Consider the following 24,405-nt stretch of genomic DNA (forward strand, 5'->3'; position numbering starts at 1 on the left):
CCGGCCCACGGCCGGATGCCCCTCTCGCGCGTCGCCGGCGCCGGACCCAGCGCGGTCCGGCCGGCGGCGAAACAAGGGAAACGACGATGCATCTCCTTCGCTTCCTGATGATGCGGATCGCCGCCGCCATACCGCTGCTCTTCGTGCTCAGCGTGGTGACCTTCGCCATCATCCAGGCGCCGCCCGGCGACTATGCGGATTACATCCGCTCGCAGCTCATCAACCAGGGTGGGGCCTCCTTCGAGGAGGCGAACGCCCAGGCCGAGGCCTATCGCACGGAACACGGTCTCGACCGGCCGCTGCCCGTCCAGTATGTCAACTGGATCACCGGCATCGTCACGCGCGGCGATTTCGGCCACAGCCTTTACTACAACAAGCCGGTGTCCGAGGTGGTGGCCGAGCGCCTGCCGCGCACGCTGGCCCTTGCGCTCGTCTGCCACATCCTCGCCTCGTGCATCGGCATCCTCTTCGGCATCGTCGCCGCCACGAAGCAATATTCCTGGATCGACACGCTGCTGTCGGGCATTTCCTTCCTCGGCATGACGGTGCCGCGCTTCCTGATGGCGCTGATCATCGTCTATGTGCTGGTCTTCCATTTCAACGTCAGCGAGATCAATTCCTTCCATTCCGCCCGCTATGGCGGGGCGCCGTGGTCGTGGGGCAAGTTCGTCGACCTCGTGAAGCATGTCTGGCCGGTCGTCGCCATAGCCACCTTCGGGGGCCTCGCCTACAACATGCGCGTCATGCGCGGGAACCTGCTCGATACGCTGAACGCCCAATATGTCGAGACGGCGCGGGCCAAGGGGCTCAGCGAGGGCGCCGTCGTCCTGCGCCACGCCGTGCCCAATGCGCTGCATCCGCTCGTCATGTACCAGGGCGTCGTGCTGCCCTACATGCTGACCGGCGAGATCGAGACGGCGATCATCTTCGCGCTGCCGACGGTCGGCCCGGCCATCGTCGGGTCCATGCAGGTCGGCGACGTCTATGTCACCGCCACCTTTATGCTCGTGCTCTCCGTCACGCTCATCGTCGGCAACATCATCGCCGACCTGCTTCTGGCCATGCTGGATCCGCGCGTGCGCCTTTCGGGAGGACCCGCATGATCGCCGAGATCCGATCCACGCCTGCGGCGGATGCCGCGGCCGCCCGCGACCAGCACGGCGAAAGCTACTCCGCGCTCGTCTGGCGGCGGCTGAAGCGCTCCTTCACCGGCATGCTGGGGCTTGCGCTCGTCTGCCTGCTCGCGCTCATCGTGCTCTTCGCCGAATTCTTCTCGCCGGCCGATCCCAAGGCGACGGACATCGCCTTCACCCCGCCGCAGGCGATCCGCTTCACCGACAAGGACGGCAACTTCGCCTTCACGCCGCGCGCCTATCCGATCCGCGAGACGGCGGAGCTGGACCCCGTGACCTTCCAGCCCGTCGTCGGGCCGGACTACGACAACCCGCAATATCTCGGCTTCTTCGTCAAGGGCGCGCCGTACCGCCTGCTGGGCCTCATTCCGGCCGAGCGTCACTTCTTCGGCGCGGTCGACGGCTCGGCGGTCCACCTGCTCGGCACAGACAAGTTCGGCCGGGACGTCCTGTCGCGGGCGCTGCACGGCTCGCGCATCTCGCTGATGATCGCGCTCGTCGTCGTCTTCGTCGTGACGGTGGTGGGCACCACGGTCGGCATGATGTCGGGCTATTTCGGCGGGCGCTTCGATGCCTGGACGCAGCGCTTCGTCGAGCTGGTGCTCGCCTTCCCGCAGCTGCCGCTCTATCTCGCGCTCACCTCGCTGATCCCGGTGACGGCGCCGACCAATGTCTTCCTCGCCTTCGTCATCATCGTCATGTCGGCGCTCGGCTGGGCGCAGATGTCGCGCGAGGTGCGCGGCAAGACGCTGGCGCTCGCCCGCATCGACTATGTGCGCGCCGCCATGGCCGTCGGCGCGACGGACCGGCGCATCCTCCTGCAGCATATCCTGCCGAACGTGATGAGCCACGTCATCGTCGCCGTCACGCTGGCGATCCCGAGCGTGGTGCTGCTGGAATCCTTCCTCGGCTTCCTCGGCTTTGCCGTCAAGCCGCCGCTGATCTCCTGGGGGCTGATGCTGCAGGATACGGCCAACTATTCGGTGATCGGCTCCTATCCCTGGCTGCTCGCGCCGGTGGGCTTCGTGCTCGTCACCGTCTTCGCCTTCAACGCGCTCGGCGACGGGCTGCGCGACGCCATCGATCCCTATTGAGGAGACCGGACATGACGCCATCCGACAGCATCGTCACGGCCCCCGCCGAGCGGCGCGACCTTGAAGGGCGCAACGGCCGGCCGGTTATCGACGCGCGCAACGTCGCGGTCGATTTCAAGGTGGAAGGCGGCACGGTCCGCGCCGTGCGGGACGTCTCCTTCCAGCTCTATCGCGGCGAGACGGTCGCCATCGTCGGCGAGAGCGGCTCGGGCAAGTCCGTCACCGCCCGCACGATCATGGGCCTCCTGTCGAAGCGGGCGAAGACCGGCCCGCGGTCGCGCATCGACTATGACGGCGAGAACGTGCTCGCCTTTTCCGAGCGCCGCCGCCGCAAGCTGCGCGGCGACCGCATCTCCATGATCTTCCAGGAGCCGATGAGCTCGCTCAACCCGGTCTATACGGTCGGCACCCAGATCGTCGAGGCGATCCGCGTGCACCGGCGCATGAGCCGCAAGGCGGCGACGGCCGAGGCGCTGGAGCTCCTGCGCCATGTCCGCATCCCCGATCCGGAAGCGCGGCTCAACCAGTATCCCCACCAGCTTTCCGGCGGCCAGCGCCAGCGCGTGATGATCGCCATGGCGCTTGCCAACAAGCCGGACGTGCTGATCGCCGACGAGCCGACCACCGCGCTCGACGTGACGGTGCAGGCGCAGATCCTCAACCTCATCCGCGCGCTCCAGCAGGAGATGGGCATGGCGGTGATCCTCATCACCCACGATCTCACCGTCGTGCGCCAGTTCTCCGATTATGTCTATGTGATGAGCCAGGGCGAGGTGAAGGAGCACAACACGACGGAGGCGCTGTTCGCCGATCCCGTCCATCCCTATACGCGCCGGCTGCTCGCCTCCGAGCCGCGCGGGGCGGCCAATCCGCTGCCGGCCGGCTCCCCGGTCATCCTCGAAGGAAAGGACGTGCGCGTCGCCTTCACCCTGCGCAGGGGCGGCTTCTTCAAGCCGCAATACAGCGAGCTCCTTGCCGTCAACGACCTGTCGATCTCGCTGCGCCGCCACGAGACGCTCGGGCTCGTGGGCGAATCCGGCTCGGGCAAGACCACGTTCGGCCAGGCGCTCATCCGGCTGATCGACGCCGATGCCGGAAAGATCACGTTCGACGGCGAGCCGATCGAAAGCCGCAACCGGGCTGAGATGCGCCCGCTGCGCTCGCGCATGCAGATCGTCTTCCAGGACCCGTTCTCCTCGCTCAATCCGCGCATGTCCATCGGGCAGATCATCGAGGAGGGCCTGGTCGTCAACGGCCTCGGCGAGAACCGCCGCGAGCGGATCGACCGGGTGCGCGAGGCGCTTTCCGCCGCGGGGCTGCCGACCGACATCCTGTCGCGGTTCCCGCATGAATTCTCCGGCGGCCAGCGCCAGCGCATCGCCATTGCCCGCGCCGTCGCGCTGGAGCCGGAATTCATCCTGCTCGACGAGCCGACCTCGGCGCTCGACCTCTCCGTCCAGGCGCAGATCATCGACCTCCTGCGCAAGCTCCAGGACGAACGGGGCCTCAGCTACCTCTTCATATCGCACGACCTGAAGGTGGTGCGCGCGCTCTGCCACCGCGTCGTCGTCATGCAGCACGGGCGGATCGTCGAGGAAGGCCCCGTCGAAGACGTGCTCACCCGCCCCAAGACTCCCTACACCGAACGGCTCGTCCGGGCCGCCTTCGATGTGGCCGCCTAACCCAGAATACAAAGGCAATCCCATGAGACATCCCAAGATCACCTTCATCGGCGCCGGCTCCACCGTCTTCATGAAGAACATCATCGGCGACGTGCTGCAGCGCCCGGCGCTTTCCGGCGCGACCATCGCGCTGATGGACATCAACCCGGAACGGCTCGCCGAAAGCGAGATCGTCGCCGGCAAGCTGGCAAGGACGCTCGGCTCCAGTGCAAAGGTCGAGACCCATTCCAGCCAGCGCAAGGCGCTGGAGGGGGCGGATTTCGTCGTCGTCGCCTTCCAGATCGGCGGCTACGAGCCCTGCACGGTCACGGATTTCGAGGTGCCGAAGAAGTACGGCCTGCGCCAGACCATTGCCGACACGCTCGGCGTCGGCGGCATCATGCGGGGGCTTCGGACGGTGCCGCATCTCTGGTCGATCTGCGCGGACATGCTGGAGGTCTGCCCGGATGCGATCCTCCTGCAATATGTCAACCCGATGGCCATCAACACCTGGGCCATCGCGGAAAAGTTCCCGGCGATCCGGCAGGTGGGCCTTTGCCATTCCGTGCAGGGGACGGCGTGGGAGCTGGCGCGCGACCTCGACATTCCCGTCGAGGAGATCCGCTACCGCGCCGCCGGCATCAACCACATGGCCTTCTACCTTTCCTTCGAGCATCGCCAGCCGGACGGCAGCTACCGCGACCTCTACCCGGACCTTCTTGCCGGCTACCGCGAGGGCCGCTTTCCCAAGCCCAGCCACTGGAACCCGCGCTGCCCGAACAAGGTGCGCTACGAGATGCTGACGCGGCTCGGCTATTTCGTCACCGAAAGCTCGGAGCATTTCGCCGAATACACGCCCTATTTCATCAAGGAGGGGCGCGCGGACCTCATCGAGAAGTTCGGCATCCCGCTCGACGAGTATCCCAAGCGCTGCATCGAGCAGGTCGAGCGCTGGAAGAGCCAGGCGGCCGCCTTCCGCGATGCCGAGACGATCGAGGTGAAGGCGAGCCACGAATACGCCTCCTCCATCATGAACTCGGTGTGGACGGGCGAGCCCTCCGTCATCTACGGCAATGTGCGCAACAACGGCTGCATCACCTCCCTGCCGGAGAACTGCGCGGCGGAAGTGCCCTGCCTCGTCGACGCCTCCGGCATCCAGCCGACCCATATCGGCGCCCTGCCGCCGCAACTGACGGCGCTGATGCGCACCAACATCAACGTGCAGGAACTGACGGTCGCCGCCCTGATGACGGAGAACCGCGACCACCTCTACCACGCCGCGATGATGGACCCGCACACGGCCGCCGAACTCGATCTCGAACAGATCTGGTCGCTGGTGGACGACCTCCTCGCAGCCCATCGCGACTGGATTCCCGAATGGGCACGCGAAGCCCGCAAGCCCAAGGCGGCGTGACCTTCCTCCCAGCCCCGCCGGCAGGCCTCGGCGTATTCCGCGCTGGGGCCTGTCGTTTTTTACGAGGCCTGCGACGCCGATTGCTCCGGGAGATCGCTCTGGGCCGGGCGGTTGCCGATCTGCCGCATGCTGGTTTGCAACTGGAACCGGAGGCCCGAAGGGTCGTGTGAAAGCGATGCTTCACCGCCGAAGTCGTATGGCAGCACCGTCTGGATGATGCGGGAGCCGAAGCCCTTGCGGGTCGGGGCCTGGACCTCCGGCCCACCCTCTTCGATCCAGCGGAGCAGGAACGCGTCGTCTGTGTCGGGCCGGCCCACCGTCCAGTCGATGCGCACTTTTCCCTTCTCGTTCGAAAGGGCGCCGTACTTCACGGCGTTCGTCGCCAGCTCGTGCAATGCCAGGCTGAGGCTCAGGGCCTGCTTGGACGACAGCATGACCGGCGGGCCGCCGATGTGGAACCGCTCGTCCGACGTCGTGAACGCCGCCGTTGCCTGCAGGACGACATCGACGACGCTGGCTTCCGTCGCGCCGGCGCGTGTCAGCAGCGATTGGGCGTGCGCCATCGCCTGGATGCGCTCCAGGAGGGCCGACCGCGCCTCCGCATCGGTATCGCCGCCGCGCAATGTCTGGCTGATGATCGCCGCGACAACGGCGAGCGTGTTCTTGATGCGATGTTCCAGCTCTCCGTTGAGCAGGCTCGCCTGACGCCGGGCTTCGACCGTGGCCGTCGTCTCGATCACCGTGTCGATCATCCCGCGGACCACGCCGGTCTCGTCGCGGATCGGGCTGTAGCAGAACGTGAAATGGGCTTTCTCGGGATAGCCGTGGCGGTTGATGACGAGCGGGAAGTCCTCGATGAACGTCGCCTCGCCGGCGAAGGCGCGCTCGGCGATCGGCCCGATCTCGTCCCAAACCTCGCCCCACACCTCGCTGAACGGCCTGCCGAGCGCAGGCGGCTTCCCGCCGAGAATGGGCAGGAACGCTTCGTTGCAGATGGTGACGAGGTCAGGTCCCCAGAGGATGCATTTGGGGAATTTCGAATTCACCATCATGCCGACGGCGATCTTGAGGGCGGAAGGCCATTGTTCGAGAGGCCCGAGAGTGGTCGAGGACCAGTCGTAGGCCCGGATGATGTCGGCCATTTTTCCGCCGCCATCGAGGAAATGAACGGACTCGCGCAATTTGACACCCCTTCGCGGCGTTTACGGAGATGATGCCAATCCGTGCTCCGGCCCCCGTTTCAAACGGCAACGGGCTTCGCTAACATGGGGTTTTCCAAAGCGTTTGCAACTGCAATCGTCCGGCCGGCCAATGTGTCGGCCGCAATCGGCGGAACAAAGGTTCGGTGCGCGCGGTTTGGCCGCCATCGTCAAACTGCCGATATGGGGATGCGCATGTCTTTCGATGACGGGCGCTGTCGGGCCGCCAAGCGCGTCCTGGTGGCCGAGGATGAAATCCTCATCGCGATGGAGATCGAGCGGGCGCTCGCAAGCGGCGGCTTCGAGGTCCTGGGGCCGGTCGGAAGCGTCGAGGAGGCCCTGCAGCTTCTCCATCGCGAGCGGCCGGACGCCGCCGTTCTCGACGTCACCTTGCGGGACGGCAAGGTGACGGCCGTCGCCGCGCTGCTCAGGTCGCGGGACGTGCCTTTCGTCCTCGCCTCCGCCGAAGGGCGCGCGCTCACCGAATCCGGCTTCTTCCGCGGCGTTACCAATCTCGGCAAGCCGACCGACATGTCCCGGATGGTCGGAGAAATCCGGCGTTTGCTGGGCTGAGGCCGTTTGGCGACCGTAAGCCGGTGCGGCATGCGGCGGATCAGAATTCCTCCCAGTCCGCATTGACGGCAAGAGTGGTGGCGCCGGCGGGGGCGAATGCCTTGGCCAGCGAGCCCAGCATGCGGCGGGCCGGCGAGGGCGTCGATGCCCTGCCGGGGCCGTCGGCCGCGACCGGCTGGCGTGCGGGAACGGTGCCCGTCTCCTGGGCGCCCGTGCGGAACTGCCCGACCAGCGTTGCCAGCGTCGAGGCGCTTTCGGCGAGGCGGTGGGTGACGGCACTCGTTTCCTCCACCATCGCGGCATTCTTCTGCGTGAACTGGTCCATCTGGCTGACGGCGATGTTGATCTCCTGAAGCCCGGTCGCCTGTTCGCGCGCTGCCGTCGCGATCGAGCCGATATGGCCGTTGATCCTTACCACCTGTTCGGAGATCCGCGTCAGGGCTTCGCCCGTCGCCTTCACCAGGCCGACGCCGCTTGCCACTTCCTCGCCGGATTTGCCGATCAGGGCCTTGATGTCCTTGGCGGCGCTGGCCGAGCGTTGCGCAAGCTCGCGCACCTCCTGGGCGACGACCGCAAAACCCTTGCCGGCCTCGCCGGCGCGCGCGGCTTCCACGCCGGCGTTGAGCGCCAGCAGGTTGGTCTGGAAGGCGATCTCGTCGATTACGTTGATGATCTTGGATATTTCGGAGGAGGCATGCTCGATGCGCCCCATGGCGTCGATGGCGTCGGAAACGACCTTGCTCGAGCGCTCCGTGCTCTGCTTGGCCTCGCTTGCCATGGACGAGGCCTCGTCGGCGCGCTCCGAGGCGCTTTTCACCGTGGCCGTGATCTGTTCCAGCGCCGCGGACGTTTCCTCCAGCGAGGCGGCCTGCTGCTCCGTGCGCTTGGAGAGGTCGCCGCTGGCCGTCGTCATTTCGTTCGCGCCGGCCTGGATGCCGAGCGCCTCGCCGGTAAGGCGGGTAATCGTGGAGTTCAGCGTCGCAAGCGAACCGTTGAAGTCTTCCCGCAGGCGGTCGAGCTCGTCGCCGAACGGCGCATCGATGCGACAGGTCAGGTCGCCCTGGCTCAGCCGGCGCAGGCCGTCGGCGAGCGTGTCGACCGCCGTCCTGATGCGGGCCGTCTCCTCGGCCTTCGCCTGCTCGCGCTGCAGCCGCTCGCGCTCGCCGAGCGACCGGCTTTCGTCCGCCTGCCGTTCGAGGTCGAGTTTCAAGAGGGCATTCTGGCGGAACACTTCGAGGGCCCTTGCAAGCCCGCCGATCTCGTTGCGCAGCGTCTGGTCCGGCACGGCGGTATCGATATGCCCTTCCGCCAACTGGGTCGCGACATGGGTCAGGCGGGGGATCGGCCCCATGATGCGCCGGGCGACGAAGGTCATGAGCATGCCGGCGACCAGCAGGGTGACGAGCGCGGCCGCGGCGATCGTCCAGGTAATGCGGCTGCCGATGGCGTTTATCTCCGCCGCGCGCACGCCGGCATAGAGGATGCCGATCACCTTGTTGTCCGCGCTGAAGACCGGCTGATAGATGGTGTAATAGGGAATGCCGAGGATGACGGCCTCGCCGCGATAGGTCTGCCCTTTCGTCACGACCGGATAGACCGCGCCCGTCTGGCCGAGCGCCGTACCGACGGCACGCTGGCCGTCGGGCTTGATGATGTTGGTGGTGCGGCGCAGGAAGTCCTTCGCCTTCTCGTCCCAGGCGAACACCGTCACGGTCTGGCCGGTCATACGGCCGATCGTATCGATCATGGTATGGTCTTCGAAGGTCGCGGGGATCGCTTCCATCTCGACGCGAGCGACGTTCCCGTCCGGCGCCCAGGTTATCCTGGTGCCCGGCAGGTCCCGCTCGACGATCGTCGCCGCCGCCCGGAGGCTGGCATTCTGGCTGTCGATTGCCTGTTGGGCGATCTGGTCGGTGACACGGCTGGAAATCGCGATGGCGACGGCAGCAAGGGCCAGGAGCAGAATGACGATGGTCGTGGCGGTGACGGTGCCGACGAGCCGGAATCGCGAGAGGATTTTCATTTCGTCCCCACAGATCGGATAAGGTTCATGAATAGTGTTTTGGAAGTGTAAAAGTTTTCTTTAACGCAGATTTCTAAAATTCGTGATCGCGGACGGTGTAGCTGCGGGCGCCGTCCGCCGCGAGGCCTTCCGGCGAGACGAAGCCCGTCGCGCGCTCGTAGCCGAGATAGGTTTCGCCGGAGCGGATATTCGTAAGATCGGGGCCGGCCTAGGCGCCCCTGGCCTGCGGCTTCACGAGCGCATTCGATGCCGTCTTGCCGCCCGCCTCGCGCAGGAGGCCTTGGATCGCCTGTTCGGTCCCGGCGTAGTTGCCTTCTCCGAAATGATGGTAGCGGATCCTGCCGTCGGCATCGATCAGATAGTGGGCGGGCCAATAGCTATTCGCGAAGGCGCGCCAGATCCGGTAGTCGTTGTCGATCGCGACGGGATAGGTAATCGCGGCGTCCGCGACGGCCTTCCTGACGTTGTCGATGTTCTTCTCGAAGGCGAATTCGGGTGCGTGAACGCCGACGACGACGAGGCCCTGGTCCTTGTACTTGTCGGCCCAGGCCCGAACGTAGGGCGTGGTCCGGATGCAGTTGATGCAGGAATAGGTCCAGAAATCGACGAGGACGACCTTGCCGCGCAGCGCCGCCATGTCGAGGGGCGCGGAATTCAGCCAGGCAACCGCGCCGTCGAGCGACGGTGCCTCGCCCTCGACGGGAAGGTCGCTGCGGAAGGGCTGCCCGTTGCTGGCGGCGGAGACGACGGAACCCGTCACCTCGGCCGTCGGGCGTGCAGGGAGGCGATCGAGCACGGCCTGTTCGAAGGATGCGGTGCCGCCATAGGAAAGCCGCGCCAGAAGGCCGGTATCGAGGCCGAGCGCGATGGCGGCGACCCCGGCGAGCACGGCGGCGCCGAGCGCCTGGCGAATGCGCTCGCTGGCTCGAAGCGAGCGCTTCATGCCGGCAAAGACCTTGCCGCCGACTGCAAGGGCAAGGGCGAGCGACGTGGCGGCGCCGGCGGCATAGGCGAAGAGCAGCAGGGAGGTTTCGAGATTGGCGCCGCTCAGGGCGGCGCCCGTCAGAACGAGGCCGAGGATCGGCCCCGCGCAGGGTGCCCAGAGCAGGCCGGTGGCAACGCCGAGCAGGAAGGAGCGGGTAGCCGTCTGCCCGGAGCCCGCAGGCGCCGGCCGGCTCAGCAGCCTGTTCCCGAGCGCGACCGCGGGCCGGTTGAGGGCCGCGGCGATCCGGGGCGACAGGAGGCTCGCGCCGAAGAGGGCAAGGACGGCTAGGGCGGCAAGCCGGCCGTAGTCGTTGGCATGGACCGCCCAGCTTCCGCCGACTGCCGCCAGCGTCGCGACGAGCGCGAAGGTCGCCGTCATGCCGGCAAGCATCGGAAGCGTGCTGCGCAGGAAGGGTTGGCCTGCGCGCGCGAAGACGAAGGGGAGGATCGGCAGAATGCACGGACTGAGAATGGTCAGCGCGCCCCCGAGATAGGCAATCACAAGAAGCGTCATCGTCGTTTCCTTTGGCGTGGGTTTCGGCTCTGGACGGCGATACGGCGCGGCCAGTGGGGGCATATCGCCAGCGCGGCGTATCCCGGATGTGTTCGCCGCAGCGGGAATTTGTACCGAACTGTAGGGCGGTGCGGGCCATGGCGGCGATTGTATCGAAGTGTATCCCGGCGGCCGGATGTTACATCCGCATGCACCTTCACGGCCCGCGGCACATAACGCGGATACATGGCACGGGGACCCTGTCGCACATGTTCGCAGGAAGCGCCGCTGGCGTTCGCCCGGGCGGTGATCGACGCGTCGCGGCTGTGATATCCCCGTTTGCGGATGCCGGCCCGGCGGTTACAAGGAAATGGCCGTAAGGGGCCGCGATGGAAAATGAAAGTCCTTCCATGGAGCATGTCGACCATATCCTGATCGTCGATGACGACCGCGAGATCCGCGAACTGTTGTCGTCCTACCTGAAGAAGAACGGGTTGCGGGCGAGCATCGCCGCCGACGGGCGGCAGATGCGGGCCTTTCTCGAGGCCAACACCGTCGATCTCATCGTGCTCGACGTCATGATGCCCGGCGACGACGGCCTCGTCCTGTGCCGGGAGCTGCGCGCGGGAAGGCACAAGGCGACGCCGATCCTGATGCTGACGGCGCGCAACGACGAGATGGACCGCGTTCTCGGCCTCGAAATGGGGGCCGACGACTATCTGGCGAAACCCTTCGCCGCGCGCGAGCTGCTCGCCCGTATCAAGGCCGTGCTCCGGCGCACGCGCATGCTGCCGCCCAATCTCCAGATCAGCGAGGCGGGCCGGATCCTGAGCTTCGGCGACTGGCGGCTCGACACGGTCGGGCGGCACCTGCTCGACCGGGAGGGAACGGCCATTGCCCTCAGCGGCGCGGAATACCGCCTGCTGCGCGTCTTCGTCGACCATCCCCAGCGCGTTCTCAACCGCGACCAGCTGCTGAACCTGACGCAGGGGCGCGATGCGGACCTGTTCGACCGCTCCATCGATCTTCTCGTCAGCCGGCTGCGCCAGCGCCTCGGCGACGACGCGCGCGAGCCCCTCTACATCAAGACGGTGCGCAGCGAGGGCTATGTCTTTTCCGTGCCGATCGAGATCATGGAGCAGCGATGAGCGGTCTTCGCTGGCCGGCGACGCTGCGCGCCCGGATATTCCTCATCCTGTTCGTCGGGCTGGCCGTCGCCTACGCCTTGTCCTTCACCGTGCTCTCCATCGAGCGTTACCTGACCGCGAAGGAGCTGATGCTCGGCACGCTGGAGAACGACGTTGCGACCTCCATCGCCGTGCTCGACCAGTTGCCGGCCGGCGAGCGGCCGCGCTTTGTCGGCCGGCTCGGGCGCGGCAACTACCAGTTCGTGCTCGGCGAGGGCGTGCCCGGCGTGCCGGATACCTCGCGGCACGGCGCCGAGATCGCGGCGCGGATCGAGGCGGCGATCGGCCATCGCTTTCCCCTCAGCCTCGAGACGATCCCCGGAGACGTGCAGCGCCTGCAGGCGCATCTGTCGCTGAGCGACGGCAGCCCCCTGACCATCGACATCATGCCGCGCGGCGTCATGCCGGTCGCGGACTGGCTGCCCTACGTCTTCATCGTGCAGATGGCGCTGCTGATGCTGTGCGCCTGGTATGCGGTGCGGCAGGCGACGCGCCCGCTCGGACGGCTTGCCGTGGCGGCCGAGACGCTCGATCCCAACAGGCGCGGGCCGGCCCTCGACGAAACCGGGCCGAGCGAAGTGGCCCATGCCGCCGCGGCCTTCAACGCCATGCGCGAGCGCATCGCCCACTATCTGGAAGAGCGCGTGCAGATCCTTGCAGCCATCTCGCACGATCTCCAGACGCCGATCACCCGCATGCGGCTGCGCGCCGACATGGCGGACGATACGCCCGAGCGCGACAAGCTGGTGCGCGACCTTGCTGAGATCGAGCGGCTGGTGCAGGACGGCATCGCCTATGCCCGCAGCGCCCACAGCAGCGGCGAGAAGGCAACCCGCATCGATCTTTCCTCCTTCATCGACAGCATCGCCTACGACTACCAGGATATAGGCAAGGCGGTTCAGGTATCGGGCGTGGTTTCCGGCACGGTGGCGACCAAGCCGCATGCGCTGCGCCGCATCCTCGCCAATTTCGTCGACAACGCGTTGAAATATGCCGGCAGCGCCGAGATAAGCGTTGTGCGCGGCGACGACGGCAGGACCGTCATCGCCGTGCTCGACCGCGGGCCGGGCATTCCGGACGACAGGCTGGAAGCGGCGATGAAGCCTTTCTTCCGGCTGGAGGGGTCGCGCAACCGCGAGACCGGCGGCGCTGGCCTCGGGCTTGCCATCGCCCAGCAACTCGCCGCCTCGATCGGAGGGACGGTGCGGCTTTGCAATCGCCCCGGCGGCGGGCTTGCCGCCGAAATCGTGTTGACCTGAACAAGGCCCGGATATTCCGGGCCTTTCGTATGGGAAAGTAGCCGCCGGCCCCGCTGCTACGCTGCGATACAATTTACCCCTTTTCGAAAACATGCCGGATACGGCGATCCCTCAGAACGCTTCTCGTCAACGATGTCGCGAACGGCGACGCACGAAGGAGCAGACAGCATGACCCGGATCGAAAAGGTTCTCTACACCGGCAAGACCCACACCACCGGCGGGCGCGACGGCGCGGCCCGCAGCGACGACGGGGCGCTCGACGTGCGCCTGTCGCCGCCCGGCAGCGGCAAGGGCGGCACCAATCCCGAGCAACTGTTCGCCGCCGGCTGGTCGGCCTGCTTCATCGGCGCGCTCGGCCTTGCCGCCGCCGGGCGCAAGCTCCGCCTGCCCGCAGAGGCCGCCGTCGATGCGGAGGTCGACCTCGGCATGGCCGGCGAGGGCTATTTCCTCCAGGCGCGCCTGAGCATCAGCCTGCCGGGCCTCGAAAGGGACCTCGCCGAGGCGCTGGTCGAGGAGGCGCACCGGACCTGCCCCTATTCCAAGGCGTCGCGCGGCAATATCGACGTCGTGCTGACCGTGGTGTGAGCCGCGATGAAGAAAATCGTCCTTTTGCTGATCGTGGGCGCCGTCGTTGCGGCGCCCTGCATCTACGACGCCGTCCACGGAGAACGCTCCGGCCGTGCGGCGCTGACGGCAGCATCCGAACCTACTTTCGATGCAGCACGATCTTGCTCGTGACGACGGCCTTGCCCGACGCGGGGTCCTTGTCCGTCGTGGTCAGCGTGAGGCCGCGTGAGCCCGATTTGGCCACCGATAGCTGGGCGTTGCGGTCGCCGTTGATTTCCTTGGCCCACCGGATGGTGAGGTTCAAGGCGTTGCCGTTCCGCTTGCCCGACAAAGTTGCCGGCCCGGAGCCCGCGCCGATATACGAGCCCTTGTAGGAGCTGCCGCGCCGGGTCAGCTCGGCGCCTATGGCTCGCGAGACCACGACGAGGCCGCGGCACTTGCCGTCCAGTGAAAGCGTGTTCGCGGTTGCCGTGGAACCGAAGCTGCAGGTCACGTTGATCGGGCCGCGGTTCGTGCGCAGCCTCACCTGCCCCTTGCCCTCGTATTGTCCTTTCAGCGACGCCAGGAACTGCTCTTCGCCGGCTGTCGCCCGAGGCGCCTGCGTGAGCGCCAGGCCGCCCGCCAGAATGAGGAGAGAAATGCACTTCATGGGCCTGCTCCCTCGAAATGGTGATGGAGCGGTAAGGCGCGAGAGCCGAGGGAGGTTCCATCGGCAGCCGAAGCGGCGGCACTGCCGTTGGCCGCCCTGACCGCCCGGGAGGCCCCGGCTTTCGCCGGGGCTTTCCGTTCAGGGCAGCTTGACCGATGGCTCGCGCGCCCAGACGCGCAACGCGCCGAGCGCCTTCAGGAAATCGGCGACCGCGTCCACGCCGTCGATCTCCACCGTTCCCTCATCGAGCATGTCGGCGGCGCCGGCCTTTTCGAGAAGGGGGAAGGCCGGTGCCGTATAGCCGATGAACTTGCAATGGGCGAAGGCGTCGGCGACGAAGTCCCGCGCCGCCGCCTCCTTCAGGAGGTCCGCCATGCCCGCCTCGGAAGCGAGGACGACCACGGCGTCGTAGAGGACGGACGGGCCGCCGTCGATCATCTGCTGCGCCGCAAGCGGGCTTCCGTCCGAAAGCTTCACCCCGCCCACCTTCGGTGCGATGATCTCGATCACCGCCTTCTCGGCCATGATGCCGGCCTCCAGCGCATCGAAGAGCGCGCGGTCGGCGCCCTCGGTGACGAGCACGCCCAGCTTGCGGCCCTCGAAGCGCTTGGGGCCCCGCTCAAGGATGCTGAGGGCGGGGGAGGGCTCCAGGTCCTGGCGCGTCTTGACCGCCGCATCCGCCGGCTTCGGTACGGGATCGATGCCGAGGGCGGCGGCGACCTTGCCGGCCAGCGTCTCGTCGATGTTGAGAAGGTGGGAGACCATGCGCTCGCGGATGACAGGCGTCTCGACCTTGCTGAGCTCGAAGGTCAGCGCCATGGCGATGTGCCGCTGCTCCGGCGGCGTCTGGCTGATGTAGAACTGACGCGCCTGGCTGTAGTGGTCGGCGAAGCTTTCCGCCCGCAGGCGGACCTTCGGGCCGGCTTCCTCGGCGGGGAAGTGCCGGTAGCCTTCAAGGGGCGATTCGCGCGGGCCCTCGCCCCACGAGTTCGGCTGGTAGTTGGCGCGGCCCGTCGGGTTGCGCATCGCCATATGGCCGTCCTGCTGGAAATGCGCGAAGGGACACTTCGGCGCGTTGATCGGCAGGTGGGTGAAGTTCGGGCTGCCGAGGCGCTTCAACTGCGTGTCGAGATAGGAGAAGTTGCGGCCCTGCAGCAGCGGATCGTTGCTGAAGTCGATGCCGGGCGGCACGTTCTGCGTCATGAACGCGACCTGTTCGGTCTCGAAGAAGAAGTTCTCCGGCATGCGGTCGAGCACGAGCCGGCCGACGGGCTGTACCGGCAGCACTTCTTCCGGGATCAGCTTCGTCGGGTCGAGCACGTCGAAGTCGAAGCTGTCGGCGAAATCCTGATCGAAGAGCTGGACGCAGAGCTCCCATTCCGGAAAATTGCCGGACTGGATGGCCTGCCAGAGGTCGCGCCGGTGGAAATCCGGGTCCGCGCCGTTGATCTTGACCGCCTCGTTCCAGGCGACGGACTGGAGGCCGAGCTTCGGCTTCCAGTGGAACTTGACGAAGGTCGATTCGTCCTTCGCATTGACGAAGCGGAACGTATGCACGCCGAAGCCTTCCATGAAGCGGAAGGAGCGGGGAATGGCCCGGTCCGACATGATCCACATGATCATGTGCATGCTTTCGGGCGTCAGGCTGATGAAGTCCCAGAAATTGTCATGCGCCGACTGGGCCTGCGGAAAGCCGCGGTCGGGCTCCGGCTTCACGGCGTGGATGATGTCCGGGAAGCGGATCGCATCCTGAATGAAGAAGACCGGGATGTTGTTGCCGACGAGGTCCCAGTTGCCCTCCTTCGTATAAATCTTCACGGCGAAGCCGCGCACGTCGCGGGCAAGGTCGAACGACCCCTTGCTGCCGGCGACGGTGGAAAAACGCACGAAGGCCGGCGTCCTCTCGCCCGCGCGCTGGAACACGTCCGCCCGCGTATAGGCCGCGAGCGAATCATAGGTCTCGAAATAGCCGTGGGCACCGTAGCCGCGGGCATGGACCACGCGCTCGGGAATGCGCTCGTGGTCGAAATGGAAGATCTTCTCGCGGAAGTGGAAGTCCTCGATCAGCGCCGGCCCGCGCGCGCCGACGCGCAGCGTGTTCTGGTCGTCCGCCACCGGCGCGCCCTGTGCGGTCGTCAGCACCGGCTGGCCGTCCCCTGCTGTCTGGTGCAGCTCGCCGCCCTTGCCGCGCTGCAGCGTCTGGTCGTGCACGTCCGCTTCCTCCATCTTCGCGATGGGACTCGCTTTCTTGGCCATGGGAATCTCCTCGGGATTGTTGCCGCAGGTCTAACTGCACAACGCAAGGCTTGTTCCGCCGGGCCGGCATCAGCAGCGGCGGCGTGTTCATCTCCTCCTGGCTGACCAGCCCGTCGCCGTCGTGATCCATCCGCTCGCTGAAATCGATCTTGGGCTTGAGTAATGACCGACGAGCACGGCCGGGCCCGCGATGGTGGACAGAAGGCTCGATACGGACCGGGCGTCGCCCTTGACGCTGCGCAGGGGATTGGCCGCGGCGACGACCGGATAGCCATCGGCTTCAAGCGTCCTGATCACGCCGTTCCAGCTACTGGAATCGGCGAAAGCGCCGTGCACGAGCACGACGGTCGGCTTCTGTTCCGCCATCGCCGGCGTGGCGAGCATCATTGCGCCGACGGCGAGCGTGGCGATTATGAAGAGTTGGAAAGGCACGGTGTTTTCCCTTGTTGACTGCCGTTGACAGGCTAAAGAGCTTTGCCATGTGTCTTGCATGTTTCCGGCGGGGGCGGGAAATGTAAGAAAATGTATCGGGACATGCGGCCGACGGGGTTTCCGCGTTCAAGGCCTGTCGTCGTGACTTGGGGTTGGTGCCGGGAGAATTTTTTGCGGTTTTAGGTTGAGTAAAGCCCGCTCATGGAGTAGCCTTCATGTGTCTGCCGGCAAGCGCAGGGGAGGCCACCTTGCCACTATGCGATTCAGGACAATCGGTCATGCGCGTCGATCCCGCCGCCGGGCGGATCGAGCAATGTCTTGACGGTGGCCACCCGCGGATCGCGCTCCTGCCGCCGGTGGCGCGTCGATCCAAGGCGACGGATGTGATGCTGGCCGAGGGGCTCATCGAGGATATCGCGATGGGCCTTGCGGTCATGCGCGGCATCGTCGTGGTCGCGCCGCATACGGCAAGGTGCCTGCGGGGCGATGTCGACTGGGTCGGCCGGCTGGAGCGCAACGAGGTCCACTACGTTCTCGATACGAGGATCTCGCCGGAGGGACTGCTTGTCCAGTTGCTGTTCCTTCCCACCGACACGATGGTCTGGGCGGCGCGCTATACCCTTGAAGTCGCGACCCTGCCCGACCGGCGGCGCGACATCGTCCGCTCGATGACGTCCCATATCGCGGCCGAGATGGAGCGCAACGAAGTCTTCTACGACGACTATGTGCGCAATGCCCGGGCCTATCATCTCTATCTTCGCGGCATTCACCGCCTGAAAGTGCCGACCGTGGCCGGCGCCCTGCAGGCGCGCCGCGATTTCGAGCACGCCCTTGCCGAGCATCGGGCTTTTCCGCCGGCGCTCAGCGGCCTGTCGCGCACCCTGTCGATGGAATGGCTGCTCGGCGCCCGGCAGAACGAGGAATTGCTGCGCGCTGCCCAGGACGTTGCGCTAGAGGCGATCCACCTCAATCCGTTGTCGCCGTTCGGGCATCGGGAGCTCGGCGTCTCCGAGCTCTATCTTGGCGATGCCGACCGCAGCGTCGAAGCGCTTTCGACCTCCGTGAAGCTCGGCCCGCATTACGCGGACGGCATCTACAGCCTCGCGGACTCCCTCATTCACGCATCGCGCCCGAAGGAAGGGCTTGCCGCGATCCGGCGCGCCATTGCGCTGAATTTCATTCCGCCGGACCTTTATCTGTGGTGCGCCGCCGGTGCGAGCTTCTTCCTCGAGCGCTACGACGAGGCAATCGCGTTTATCGACCGGATGACGGTTTCCGCGCCGGCCGCCCGTCTTGCGGCGGCGGCCTGGGGCATGCTGGGCAATCGCGAAGAGGCCGAACGCGAGCGCGACCGTGCTCTCCAGTTGAACCCCCATTTCGACATCGAGACCTGGCTTTCCGCCATTCCCATCAAGGAGCGTTGGCAGAAGGACATGTACCGCACCGGCCTGCGACAGGCGGGCTTCTAACCCGGAGAAAGGAAGGAACGCATATGGCAAATTCCGTCGTCATCGGCATGGAAGGGGATTCGGCGCTCTATATGGTCGATCTCGACGCGCGCACCGTTGCTCCGATCGAGGGCACGCTCGCTCAAACGGGTGTGCCGCAGTCCGAGGGAGCGCCCGTTGTTCGCGGCGTGAGCGTCGCCGTCAGGGTCGCCCAGGCGCCCGCCGTCTCGGCAGGCCACTTCGACGGCCACTGACTGAAGCGAAAGTCTCACTGCCCAATCGGTTCTCCGGTGGGCATGACGATTGCCAATCCATATGGCTCGCGCGAAGAACTGACGCGCGCATCGAGCGGCAACGGTCGCGCGAGCTTTCTGGCCTCGTCTAAGGGCACGCGTCCAGATGTCCGGCTTCGCCCTTGTCAGACTGGTGGCTATCTTCACGCGTTTTATGGACTGCAACTCCCGCTTGCCGGCGTTGCCGTGGGAGTTAGGTTTTCGTCCGGCGAAGGGAAGGCGCCGAGGCATTCGCGGTAGTATCGGGATAACACCTGCTTCAAAGGCATCTCGCCTAGTCTGCTGGGCAACCGTCGCAGCAAGGGAGGATGTACGATGGCGAGAATTCTGATGATCACCGGCGATTTCACCGAGGACTATGAGACGATGGTCCCGTTTCAGACGCTTCTGGCCTGCGGCCACAGCGTCGATGCCGTCTGCCCCGGCAAGAAGGCGGGCGATACGGTGAAGACCGCGATCCACGACTTTGAAGGGGACCAGACCTATTCGGAAAAGCCCGGCCACAATTTCGCTTTGAACGCCGATTTTGCCACCGCCGATCCGGCCGGTTACGATGCGCTTGTGGTTCCGGGCGGCCGCGCGCCCGAATATCTGCGCATGAATCCCGATGTGCTTGCCAAGGTGAGGCATTTTTTCGATGAAGGTAAGCCGGTCGCCGCGATCTGCCACGGTGCGCAACTGCTTGCGGCGGCGGGCGTTCTCAAGGGCCGCACCTGCTCGGCCTATCCGGCCTGCGCCTATGAAGTAACGGCATCGGGCGGAACGTTCGCCGATATTGCGGTGACGGACGCCGTTACCGATGGCAATCTGGTGACGGCACCGGCATGGCCTGCGCATCCGGCATGGCTCAGGCAGTTCCTGGCGATCCTGTAAGTCGGTCTTCGCCTGCGATAGGATAAGGGAAAGCGGCGCCCGGCCGGCTCAAGGGTCGTCCGGGCGGCGTCGACGTTCACGGGACGGGAGGCCCCGGCGATGTGCGAACTCTTCATCAAGGCCGATGCCGGCCAGTGGCAAAGCCGTACCCACAGTCTGCGCATCGACGGGGTCGCCACCTCGATCCGGATCGAGAACCATTTCTGGGATACGCTCGGCGAAATCGGCCTGCGCGACGGAATGACCGTCGCGCAGCTCATAACGCGGCTCTGGCACGAGGCGATGGATGCCGATCACGACCTCGGCAACTTTACCTCGTTCCTTCGGGTGTGTTGTGCTCGCTACCACGCGCTCATCGCTGCAGGTGAAATTTCGGCCGATCGCAATGTTCCAATTGCCGACCACGCGGCGCGGGAAATCCTTGCCCGTGAGGCGCAGCGACGGAGCGCGGTGATCAATTGATCGTTTGACGGTCGTTCTTTTCCTGCATCAGTCGGAGCGGAAACCGTCGAAGGCGTGGCTGTCCTCAGCGTGCCACGCCATAATCCCCGCTGAAGCTGACGAGGTAGCCGTGGAGCTTGTCGATGACGGCCGCGCGGGGGCTGGTGCGGCGTTCCACCAGGCCGAGCTGGCGGTATATCTGCGGGGCGCCGAAGGGTACGGCGACCACTTCGCCCGAGGTCTCCTTCAGGGCGCTCCACGGCACGATGGATGCGCCGAGGCCGTGGACGACGCAGGCGACGACGGAGGTGATCGTGTCGATCTCCGCGATGACATTCGTGACGATCCCGCTTCTGGCGACCTCCGTCTCGATGATGTGGGCGAGGGGGAAGCGGCTGACGAACTTCACATAGGGCAGGTCAGAGAGCATCTCTTCGGCGGGGCGCGGGCGCGTCCCCTTCGGCGCGATGGCAAAGAGCGGCTCGCGAAGAAACGGGCTCCATCTCAGGCTGGAATGCACGCCGGAATATTCCGCGACCATCGCCGAATCGAGGCGTCCCGTGACGACGTCGTTGAGCAGCTCGTCCGAGTTCGCCACATGGAGCTTTATCTTGAGGTCGGGAAAGTCCTTCTTCAATTCGGTGATCGCCCGCGGGATCAGGGAAAGCGCGCTGGAACGGACCGAGCCGATGGTGAAGGTGCCGCCGATCGCCCGGCCCGAAATCGCATCGACGATATCGTCGGCGGAGCGCACGAGGCCCTGTGCGGCCTCGAGCATCTGCAGGCCCTGGCTGTTCAAGGTGATCGGCCGCGTGGAGCGGTCGAACAGCTCGGCGCGAACTTCGCTCTCCAGCGCCTGAACCTGCTGGCTGACGGCCGAGGGCGTGAGGCCGACCGCGTCGGCCGCCTTCGCGAAGGTGCCGTGTTCCGCGATGGCGATGAAGGTCTTGAGCTGGCGGATATCCAAGCTGCCCCCTCATGAATTAAGAATTCCTGTTCTTCTTTGACAGAATTATTCGCTTTTTTCAAGAAATCCTTATGTTACCGTCAGGGCTAGGAGGTGCCCGGAGGCGTTCGGGCACGGGAGGATGGGTTCGAGAGCGCACTTGCCGCTCCGGTCCTCGTGATGTCCAGTCGAGGAACGCATGGCACGCCCGCATATCCTGATCACCGGCCCGGCAATCAACGAGCAGGCCGCCAAGCTCGCCGAGGACAATGGCTACGGCCTGGTCTACGTGCCGCCCTATACGAGCGAGGAGGACCTGGTGCGCATCGTCGCCGATGCCGACCCGGTCGGCGTCATCGTCCGCATGGGCCGCTTCGGTGCCGCCGCGATCGACGCGGCGCCCTCGATGCGGGTGATCTCCAAGCACGGCGTCGGCGTCGACAACATCGATCTCGATGCGGCCTCGCGCCGCGAAATCCCGGTCGTGGTCGCGGCCGGCGCGAATGCCCCTTCGGTTGCCGAACATGCGATGGCCCTGCTGCTGACCACCGTCAAGCGGATCCTGCCGCTGGACGGCGGGCTGCGGGCGGGCAAATGGGAAAAACCCGGCTTTTCCGGCAAGGAGCTTTCCGGCATGACGCTCGGGCTGGTCGGTTTCGGGTCGATCGCGCGGCACACGGCGGCGCTCGCGAAAGCCTTCGGCATGACGGTGAGCGCCTGCGACCCGTTCACCGACGCGGCCGTCTTCGCCGAAGCCGGCGTCGCAAGGGTGGGGACCGTCGAGGAGCTTCTTGCGGCGTCGCAGATCGTCAGCCTGCACTGCCCGCTCACGCCGGAGACGCGCAACCTGCTCGACGAGAAACGCCTCGGCCTGATGAAGGCCGGCTCCTACGTGATCAATACCGCACGCGGCGGCCTCATCGACGAGGAGGCGCTGCTGCGCGCGGTGACAAGCGGCCATATCGCCGGGGCGGGCCTCGATACGTTCCGGACGGAGCCGCCGTCTGCCGACCACCCGTTCTGGAAGGAGCCGCGGATCGTCGTCACGCCCCATATCGGCGGGGTGACGAGGGAGGCGAACGCCCGCGTCGGGGTGGAGGCGGTCGAAGGGGTCCTTGCCGTGCTCCAGGGCCGCGGCCTCGGCCGCGAGCGGATCGTGAACTTCCGGTCGCTGGCGAAGGCGTCCGCCTGATCATCATCAATTTCGACAGCAGGAGAGTACGTTGACCATCGGTTTCAGGATTCGCAGCCGGCCCCGCGCCGTCGACCGGCAATGGGTCGAGAAGTTCAGGCAATTGCCCGTCGCCAATGTCAGCGACAGCATGCACCGGCTTTACGGCGGGGGCGCGCAGCTCCGGCCCATGCACCGCGCCGGCAAGCTCGCCGGCCCCGCCATCACCGTGAAGGCGCCGCCCGGCGACAATCTTATGCTGCACAAGGCGATCGACATGGCCGTCGAAGGCGACGTCATCGTCGTTGATGCGGGCGGCGACGTCACCCATGCCTTGATGGGCGAAATGATGCTCGCCCATGCCCGGGCGCGCGGCGTGGCCGGTTTCGTCCTCAACGGCGCGATCCGCGATGCGGACGCGTTTCTCGACATGAACGTTCCGGCGTTCGCCGTCGGCGTGACGCATCGCGGCCCCTACAAGAACGGCCCCGGCGAGATCAACTGCCCCATCGCCATCGGCGGAATGGTGGTGATGCCCGGCGACCTGGTCCTCGGCGATGCGGACGGGGTCGTCGCGATCCCCGTGGACGACGTCGCCGAGGTCTACGAGCGCACGGCCGCCAAGCACGCGGCGGAAAACGCGCAGATGGAAACCATCCTGGCCGGCAAGCACAGGCCGACCTGGTTCAACGACACGCTGGCAAAGAGCGGCTGCGAACTGCCCGCGGAGGCCTGATCGCACCGATGCGGGACGGAAGGCGCGCCAGAGGAGTGAGGCCGCCGGTCCCGCAGGGAACCCGGCCCCGTAGAGGACAATCCTGTGCGGGGCCAATCGAAAATGTCGAAGCGCCGCGGCGCTTTCGCTAGAGTCATCAACGGGAGGAAACCATGAAGCACTTGATCCGGAATACCGCACTCGCAACGACCCTGCTGCTCGGCACGGGCATCGCGCATGCCGAATGGCCGACGGACCGGCCCATCGAGCTTATCGTCGCCTTCGCGCCGGGCGGCGGCACGGACGTGATGAACCGGACGCTGGCGCCCTATATCGAAGAGGAGCTGGGCGCGAAGATCACGATCCTCAACCGGCCCGGCGCCTCCGGCGAGATCGCCTACACGGCCCTGACGGAGGCGCGCCCGGACGGCTACACCGCCTCCTCCCTCAACACCCCCGGCTACCTGACCATGCAGATGGACCGTAAGGTCCGCTTCGATCCCAAGAAGCTCTGCCCGGTCGCGCGCATCGTCGAGGATCCGGGTTCCTTCATCGTGCAGGCCGGTTCGGAATTCAATTCCCTCAAGGATCTCGTGGAGTATGCCAAGGCCAATCCGGGCGCCGTGACGGTCGGGACGACCGGGCTTGGAACCGACGAGCATCTTGCCATGCTGCAACTGGAGAAGTCGGCCGGCATCGACCTTACCGCCGTGACCTTCAACGGGGCGAACGAGGCCCGCACCGCGCTGCTGGGCGGCCATGTCATGATGATCGGCATCAATGTCGGCGAATTCGTCGGCAGCGACCATTCGGCCTTCAAGAACCTCGGCCAGTTCGCCGAGCAGCGTTCCGTCATCGCTCCCGACCTGCCCACGGCGAAGGAGCAGGGCTTCGACGTTCTGGTCAGTTCCGAACGCGGGATCGCGATGGGCTGCGACGTGCCGGCGGATATCCGGACGAAGTTCTCCGATGCCGTCCACAAGGCGCTCGACAATCCGGAATTCCAGGAGAAGGCCAAGCAGCAGTCGTTGGCGCTCTCCTACCTTTCCGCCGATGACTGGAACAAGGAAATGCCGGTGAGGGCCGAACGTCTCGGCGCGATCTGGAAGCTGGCGAAGGAACAGCAGTAATGTCGGCCCCGCGCAAGGCCGGCAGCACCGGCGACCGCCCGGATTTCCTGACGGCCGCCCTTTTCGTCGGTTTCGGAGCGCTTGGCCTTTGGGCCGGGCGCGACCTGACCCTCGGAACCGTTTCGGCGATGGGCCCCGGCTATCTTCCGCGGGTCGTCTGCTGGTTGCTGATCGTCGTCGGCGCGGCGGTCGGCGGTCTCGGCCTGTTCCGCGACCGGGAGGATATTGCAAGGCCGAGGCCCTGGCCTGTGATCGTCATCCTCGCCGCCGTGATCGGCTTTGCGTTCGTCGCCGAATATTTCGGGTTCGTCGCGGGGTCCGTCTGGCTGCTGCTCGTCGGCAGCGTCGCCGACCGCGACTCCAGACTGCGCGAAGTGCTCCTGCTCACCGCCGGGCTGACAGCCTTCGGCGCCCTGGTCTTCATCGTCGGTTTGGGCGTTCAGATGCCCATCTGGCCCTTCTGA

The 24,405-nt window shown here is 66.1% G+C and carries 22 protein-coding genes and 1 pseudogene; 16 read left to right on the forward strand and 7 right to left on the reverse strand.

All coding sequences use genetic code 11. From position 1 onward, the window contains the following. Window positions 1-86: 86 nt before the first annotated feature. Genes HNQ66_RS22035 through melA form a run of 4 tightly spaced genes read left to right on the forward strand, consistent with a single transcriptional unit; the run spans window position 87 to window position 5,302 of the window. On the forward strand, window positions 87-1,103 hold the full coding sequence (locus tag HNQ66_RS22035; protein WP_184146822.1) for an ABC transporter permease: 1,017 nt from the start codon (window positions 87-89) through the stop codon (window positions 1,101-1,103). Further along, complete coding sequence (locus tag HNQ66_RS22040) at window positions 1,100-2,227, forward strand: ABC transporter permease (RefSeq protein WP_184146824.1); 1,128 nt, start codon at window positions 1,100-1,102, stop codon at window positions 2,225-2,227. Before HNQ66_RS22035 ends, HNQ66_RS22040 begins: the two co-directional genes overlap by 4 nt. A gap of 11 nt (window positions 2,228-2,238) precedes the next feature. Beyond that, window positions 2,239-3,909 carry an ABC transporter ATP-binding protein gene (locus HNQ66_RS22045; protein ID WP_184146826.1) on the forward strand — a complete coding sequence of 557 codons (1,671 nt, stop codon included), beginning with the start codon at window positions 2,239-2,241 and terminating at the stop codon, window positions 3,907-3,909. Between the two features lie 22 nt (window positions 3,910-3,931). Continuing rightward, window positions 3,932-5,302 (forward strand): alpha-glucosidase/alpha-galactosidase, encoded by a 1,371-nt coding sequence (gene melA, locus HNQ66_RS22050; protein WP_184146828.1) that lies wholly within the window; start codon window positions 3,932-3,934, stop codon window positions 5,300-5,302. Window positions 5,303-5,361: 59 nt separating this feature from the next. On the opposite strand, the gene HNQ66_RS22055 is transcribed toward melA, so the two are convergent. Further along, a complete protein-coding gene (locus HNQ66_RS22055; RefSeq protein WP_184146830.1) occupies window positions 5,362-6,444 on the reverse strand; it encodes a sensor histidine kinase in 1,083 nt (360 codons plus the stop codon). A gap of 252 nt (window positions 6,445-6,696) precedes the next feature. Between HNQ66_RS22055 and HNQ66_RS22060 the strand changes: the two genes are divergently transcribed. Next, entirely contained in the window at window positions 6,697-7,074 is a 378-nt protein-coding gene (locus HNQ66_RS22060) for a response regulator (protein WP_184146832.1), read from the forward strand. Window positions 7,075-7,114: 40 nt separating this feature from the next. Here the strand turns inward: HNQ66_RS22060 and HNQ66_RS22065 are convergent, their stop codons facing one another. Both HNQ66_RS22065 and HNQ66_RS22070 read right to left on the reverse strand, forming a co-directional pair. Then, window positions 7,115-9,097: a methyl-accepting chemotaxis protein gene (locus tag HNQ66_RS22065; protein ID WP_184146834.1), complete on the reverse strand. Its 1,983-nt coding sequence runs from the start codon at window positions 9,095-9,097 to the stop codon at window positions 7,115-7,117. 85 nt (window positions 9,098-9,182) lie between these two features. Then, window positions 9,183-10,595: pseudogene (locus tag HNQ66_RS22070) on the reverse strand (cytochrome c biogenesis protein DipZ); the annotation flags it as partial. A 389-nt stretch (window positions 10,596-10,984) separates the two neighbouring features. Here HNQ66_RS22070 and HNQ66_RS22075 point away from each other — a divergent pair. The 3 genes from HNQ66_RS22075 to HNQ66_RS22085 all read left to right on the forward strand — a co-directional run bounded on the left by HNQ66_RS22075 (window position 10,985) and on the right by HNQ66_RS22085 (window position 13,605). Further along, window positions 10,985-11,722 (forward strand): response regulator, encoded by a 738-nt coding sequence (locus tag HNQ66_RS22075; protein WP_184146836.1) that lies wholly within the window; start codon window positions 10,985-10,987, stop codon window positions 11,720-11,722. Next, window positions 11,719-13,020, forward strand: a complete 1,302-nt coding sequence (locus tag HNQ66_RS22080; protein ID WP_184146838.1) for an ATP-binding protein — start codon at window positions 11,719-11,721, stop codon at window positions 13,018-13,020. Before HNQ66_RS22075 ends, HNQ66_RS22080 begins: the two co-directional genes overlap by 4 nt. A 168-nt stretch (window positions 13,021-13,188) precedes the next feature. Further along, window positions 13,189-13,605 carry an organic hydroperoxide resistance protein gene (locus HNQ66_RS22085; protein WP_184146840.1) on the forward strand — a complete coding sequence of 139 codons (417 nt, stop codon included), beginning with the start codon at window positions 13,189-13,191 and terminating at the stop codon, window positions 13,603-13,605. Window positions 13,606-13,726: 121 nt separating this feature from the next. On the opposite strand, the gene HNQ66_RS22090 is transcribed toward HNQ66_RS22085, so the two are convergent. The 3 genes from HNQ66_RS22090 to HNQ66_RS22100 form a co-directional block, all read right to left on the reverse strand. Then, a complete protein-coding gene (locus tag HNQ66_RS22090) occupies window positions 13,727-14,236 on the reverse strand; it encodes a hypothetical protein (protein WP_184146842.1) in 510 nt (169 codons plus the stop codon). 138 nt (window positions 14,237-14,374) lie between these two features. Beyond that, a complete protein-coding gene (katE, locus tag HNQ66_RS22095) occupies window positions 14,375-16,492 on the reverse strand; it encodes a catalase (protein WP_184146844.1) in 2,118 nt (705 codons plus the stop codon). An 87-nt stretch (window positions 16,493-16,579) separates the two neighbouring features. Continuing rightward, window positions 16,580-16,924 (reverse strand): esterase/lipase family protein, encoded by a 345-nt coding sequence (locus HNQ66_RS22100; protein WP_380780968.1) that lies wholly within the window; start codon window positions 16,922-16,924, stop codon window positions 16,580-16,582. A 278-nt stretch (window positions 16,925-17,202) separates the two neighbouring features. Between HNQ66_RS22100 and HNQ66_RS22105 the strand changes: the two genes are divergently transcribed. From HNQ66_RS22105 to HNQ66_RS22120, 4 genes are all read left to right on the forward strand, one after another. Beyond that, the gene (locus HNQ66_RS22105; RefSeq protein ID WP_184146846.1) at window positions 17,203-18,393 is read left to right on the forward strand and encodes a hypothetical protein; all 1,191 of its coding nucleotides are present in this window, start codon (window positions 17,203-17,205) and stop codon (window positions 18,391-18,393) included. A 23-nt stretch (window positions 18,394-18,416) separates the two neighbouring features. Then, the gene (locus tag HNQ66_RS22110) at window positions 18,417-18,626 is read left to right on the forward strand and encodes a hypothetical protein (RefSeq protein WP_184146848.1); all 210 of its coding nucleotides are present in this window, start codon (window positions 18,417-18,419) and stop codon (window positions 18,624-18,626) included. Between the two features lie 354 nt (window positions 18,627-18,980). After that, entirely contained in the window at window positions 18,981-19,538 is a 558-nt protein-coding gene (locus tag HNQ66_RS22115; RefSeq protein WP_184146850.1) for a DJ-1/PfpI family protein, read from the forward strand. Window positions 19,539-19,637: 99 nt separating this feature from the next. Next, entirely contained in the window at window positions 19,638-20,000 is a 363-nt protein-coding gene (locus tag HNQ66_RS22120) for a ribbon-helix-helix domain-containing protein (RefSeq protein ID WP_184146852.1), read from the forward strand. A 64-nt stretch (window positions 20,001-20,064) separates the two neighbouring features. On the opposite strand, the gene HNQ66_RS22125 is transcribed toward HNQ66_RS22120, so the two are convergent. Further along, a complete protein-coding gene (locus HNQ66_RS22125) occupies window positions 20,065-20,946 on the reverse strand; it encodes a LysR family transcriptional regulator (RefSeq protein WP_184146854.1) in 882 nt (293 codons plus the stop codon). A gap of 178 nt (window positions 20,947-21,124) precedes the next feature. Between HNQ66_RS22125 and HNQ66_RS22130 the strand changes: the two genes are divergently transcribed. From HNQ66_RS22130 to HNQ66_RS22145, 4 genes are all read left to right on the forward strand, one after another. Then, complete coding sequence (locus HNQ66_RS22130; RefSeq protein WP_184146856.1) at window positions 21,125-22,117, forward strand: hydroxyacid dehydrogenase; 993 nt, start codon at window positions 21,125-21,127, stop codon at window positions 22,115-22,117. Between the two features lie 31 nt (window positions 22,118-22,148). Next, window positions 22,149-22,832 (forward strand): RraA family protein, encoded by a 684-nt coding sequence (locus HNQ66_RS22135; protein ID WP_184146858.1) that lies wholly within the window; start codon window positions 22,149-22,151, stop codon window positions 22,830-22,832. A 152-nt stretch (window positions 22,833-22,984) separates the two neighbouring features. Continuing rightward, window positions 22,985-23,941 carry a tripartite tricarboxylate transporter substrate binding protein gene (locus HNQ66_RS22140; protein WP_184146860.1) on the forward strand — a complete coding sequence of 319 codons (957 nt, stop codon included), beginning with the start codon at window positions 22,985-22,987 and terminating at the stop codon, window positions 23,939-23,941. Then, the gene (locus tag HNQ66_RS22145; protein ID WP_184146862.1) at window positions 23,941-24,405 is read left to right on the forward strand and encodes a tripartite tricarboxylate transporter TctB family protein; all 465 of its coding nucleotides are present in this window, start codon (window positions 23,941-23,943) and stop codon (window positions 24,403-24,405) included. Before HNQ66_RS22140 ends, HNQ66_RS22145 begins: the two co-directional genes overlap by 1 nt.

This window comes from Shinella fusca, assembly GCF_014203155.1.
Classification (GTDB): domain Bacteria; phylum Pseudomonadota; class Alphaproteobacteria; order Rhizobiales; family Rhizobiaceae; genus Shinella; species Shinella fusca.

Coding starts and splice junctions, on each gene's coding strand:
- HNQ66_RS22035 (WP_184146822.1), top strand. CDS start 87: ATGCATCTCCTTCGCTTCCTGATGATGCGGATCGCCGCCGCCATACCG.
- HNQ66_RS22040 (WP_184146824.1), top strand. CDS start 1,100: ATGATCGCCGAGATCCGATCCACGCCTGCGGCGGATGCCGCGGCCGCC.
- HNQ66_RS22045 (WP_184146826.1), top strand. CDS start 2,239: ATGACGCCATCCGACAGCATCGTCACGGCCCCCGCCGAGCGGCGCGAC.
- melA (WP_184146828.1), top strand. CDS start 3,932: ATGAGACATCCCAAGATCACCTTCATCGGCGCCGGCTCCACCGTCTTC.
- HNQ66_RS22055 (WP_184146830.1), bottom strand. CDS start 6,444: ATGGCCGACATCATCCGGGCCTACGACTGGTCCTCGACCACTCTCGGG.
- HNQ66_RS22060 (WP_184146832.1), top strand. CDS start 6,697: ATGTCTTTCGATGACGGGCGCTGTCGGGCCGCCAAGCGCGTCCTGGTG.
- HNQ66_RS22065 (WP_184146834.1), bottom strand. CDS start 9,097: ATGAAAATCCTCTCGCGATTCCGGCTCGTCGGCACCGTCACCGCCACG.
- HNQ66_RS22075 (WP_184146836.1), top strand. CDS start 10,985: ATGGAGCATGTCGACCATATCCTGATCGTCGATGACGACCGCGAGATC.
- HNQ66_RS22080 (WP_184146838.1), top strand. CDS start 11,719: ATGAGCGGTCTTCGCTGGCCGGCGACGCTGCGCGCCCGGATATTCCTC.
- HNQ66_RS22085 (WP_184146840.1), top strand. CDS start 13,189: ATGACCCGGATCGAAAAGGTTCTCTACACCGGCAAGACCCACACCACC.
- HNQ66_RS22090 (WP_184146842.1), bottom strand. CDS start 14,236: ATGAAGTGCATTTCTCTCCTCATTCTGGCGGGCGGCCTGGCGCTCACG.
- katE (WP_184146844.1), bottom strand. CDS start 16,492: ATGGCCAAGAAAGCGAGTCCCATCGCGAAGATGGAGGAAGCGGACGTG.
- HNQ66_RS22105 (WP_184146846.1), top strand. CDS start 17,203: ATGCGCGTCGATCCCGCCGCCGGGCGGATCGAGCAATGTCTTGACGGT.
- HNQ66_RS22110 (WP_184146848.1), top strand. CDS start 18,417: ATGGCAAATTCCGTCGTCATCGGCATGGAAGGGGATTCGGCGCTCTAT.
- HNQ66_RS22115 (WP_184146850.1), top strand. CDS start 18,981: ATGGCGAGAATTCTGATGATCACCGGCGATTTCACCGAGGACTATGAG.
- HNQ66_RS22120 (WP_184146852.1), top strand. CDS start 19,638: ATGTGCGAACTCTTCATCAAGGCCGATGCCGGCCAGTGGCAAAGCCGT.
- HNQ66_RS22130 (WP_184146856.1), top strand. CDS start 21,125: ATGGCACGCCCGCATATCCTGATCACCGGCCCGGCAATCAACGAGCAG.
- HNQ66_RS22140 (WP_184146860.1), top strand. CDS start 22,985: ATGAAGCACTTGATCCGGAATACCGCACTCGCAACGACCCTGCTGCTC.
- HNQ66_RS22145 (WP_184146862.1), top strand. CDS start 23,941: ATGTCGGCCCCGCGCAAGGCCGGCAGCACCGGCGACCGCCCGGATTTC.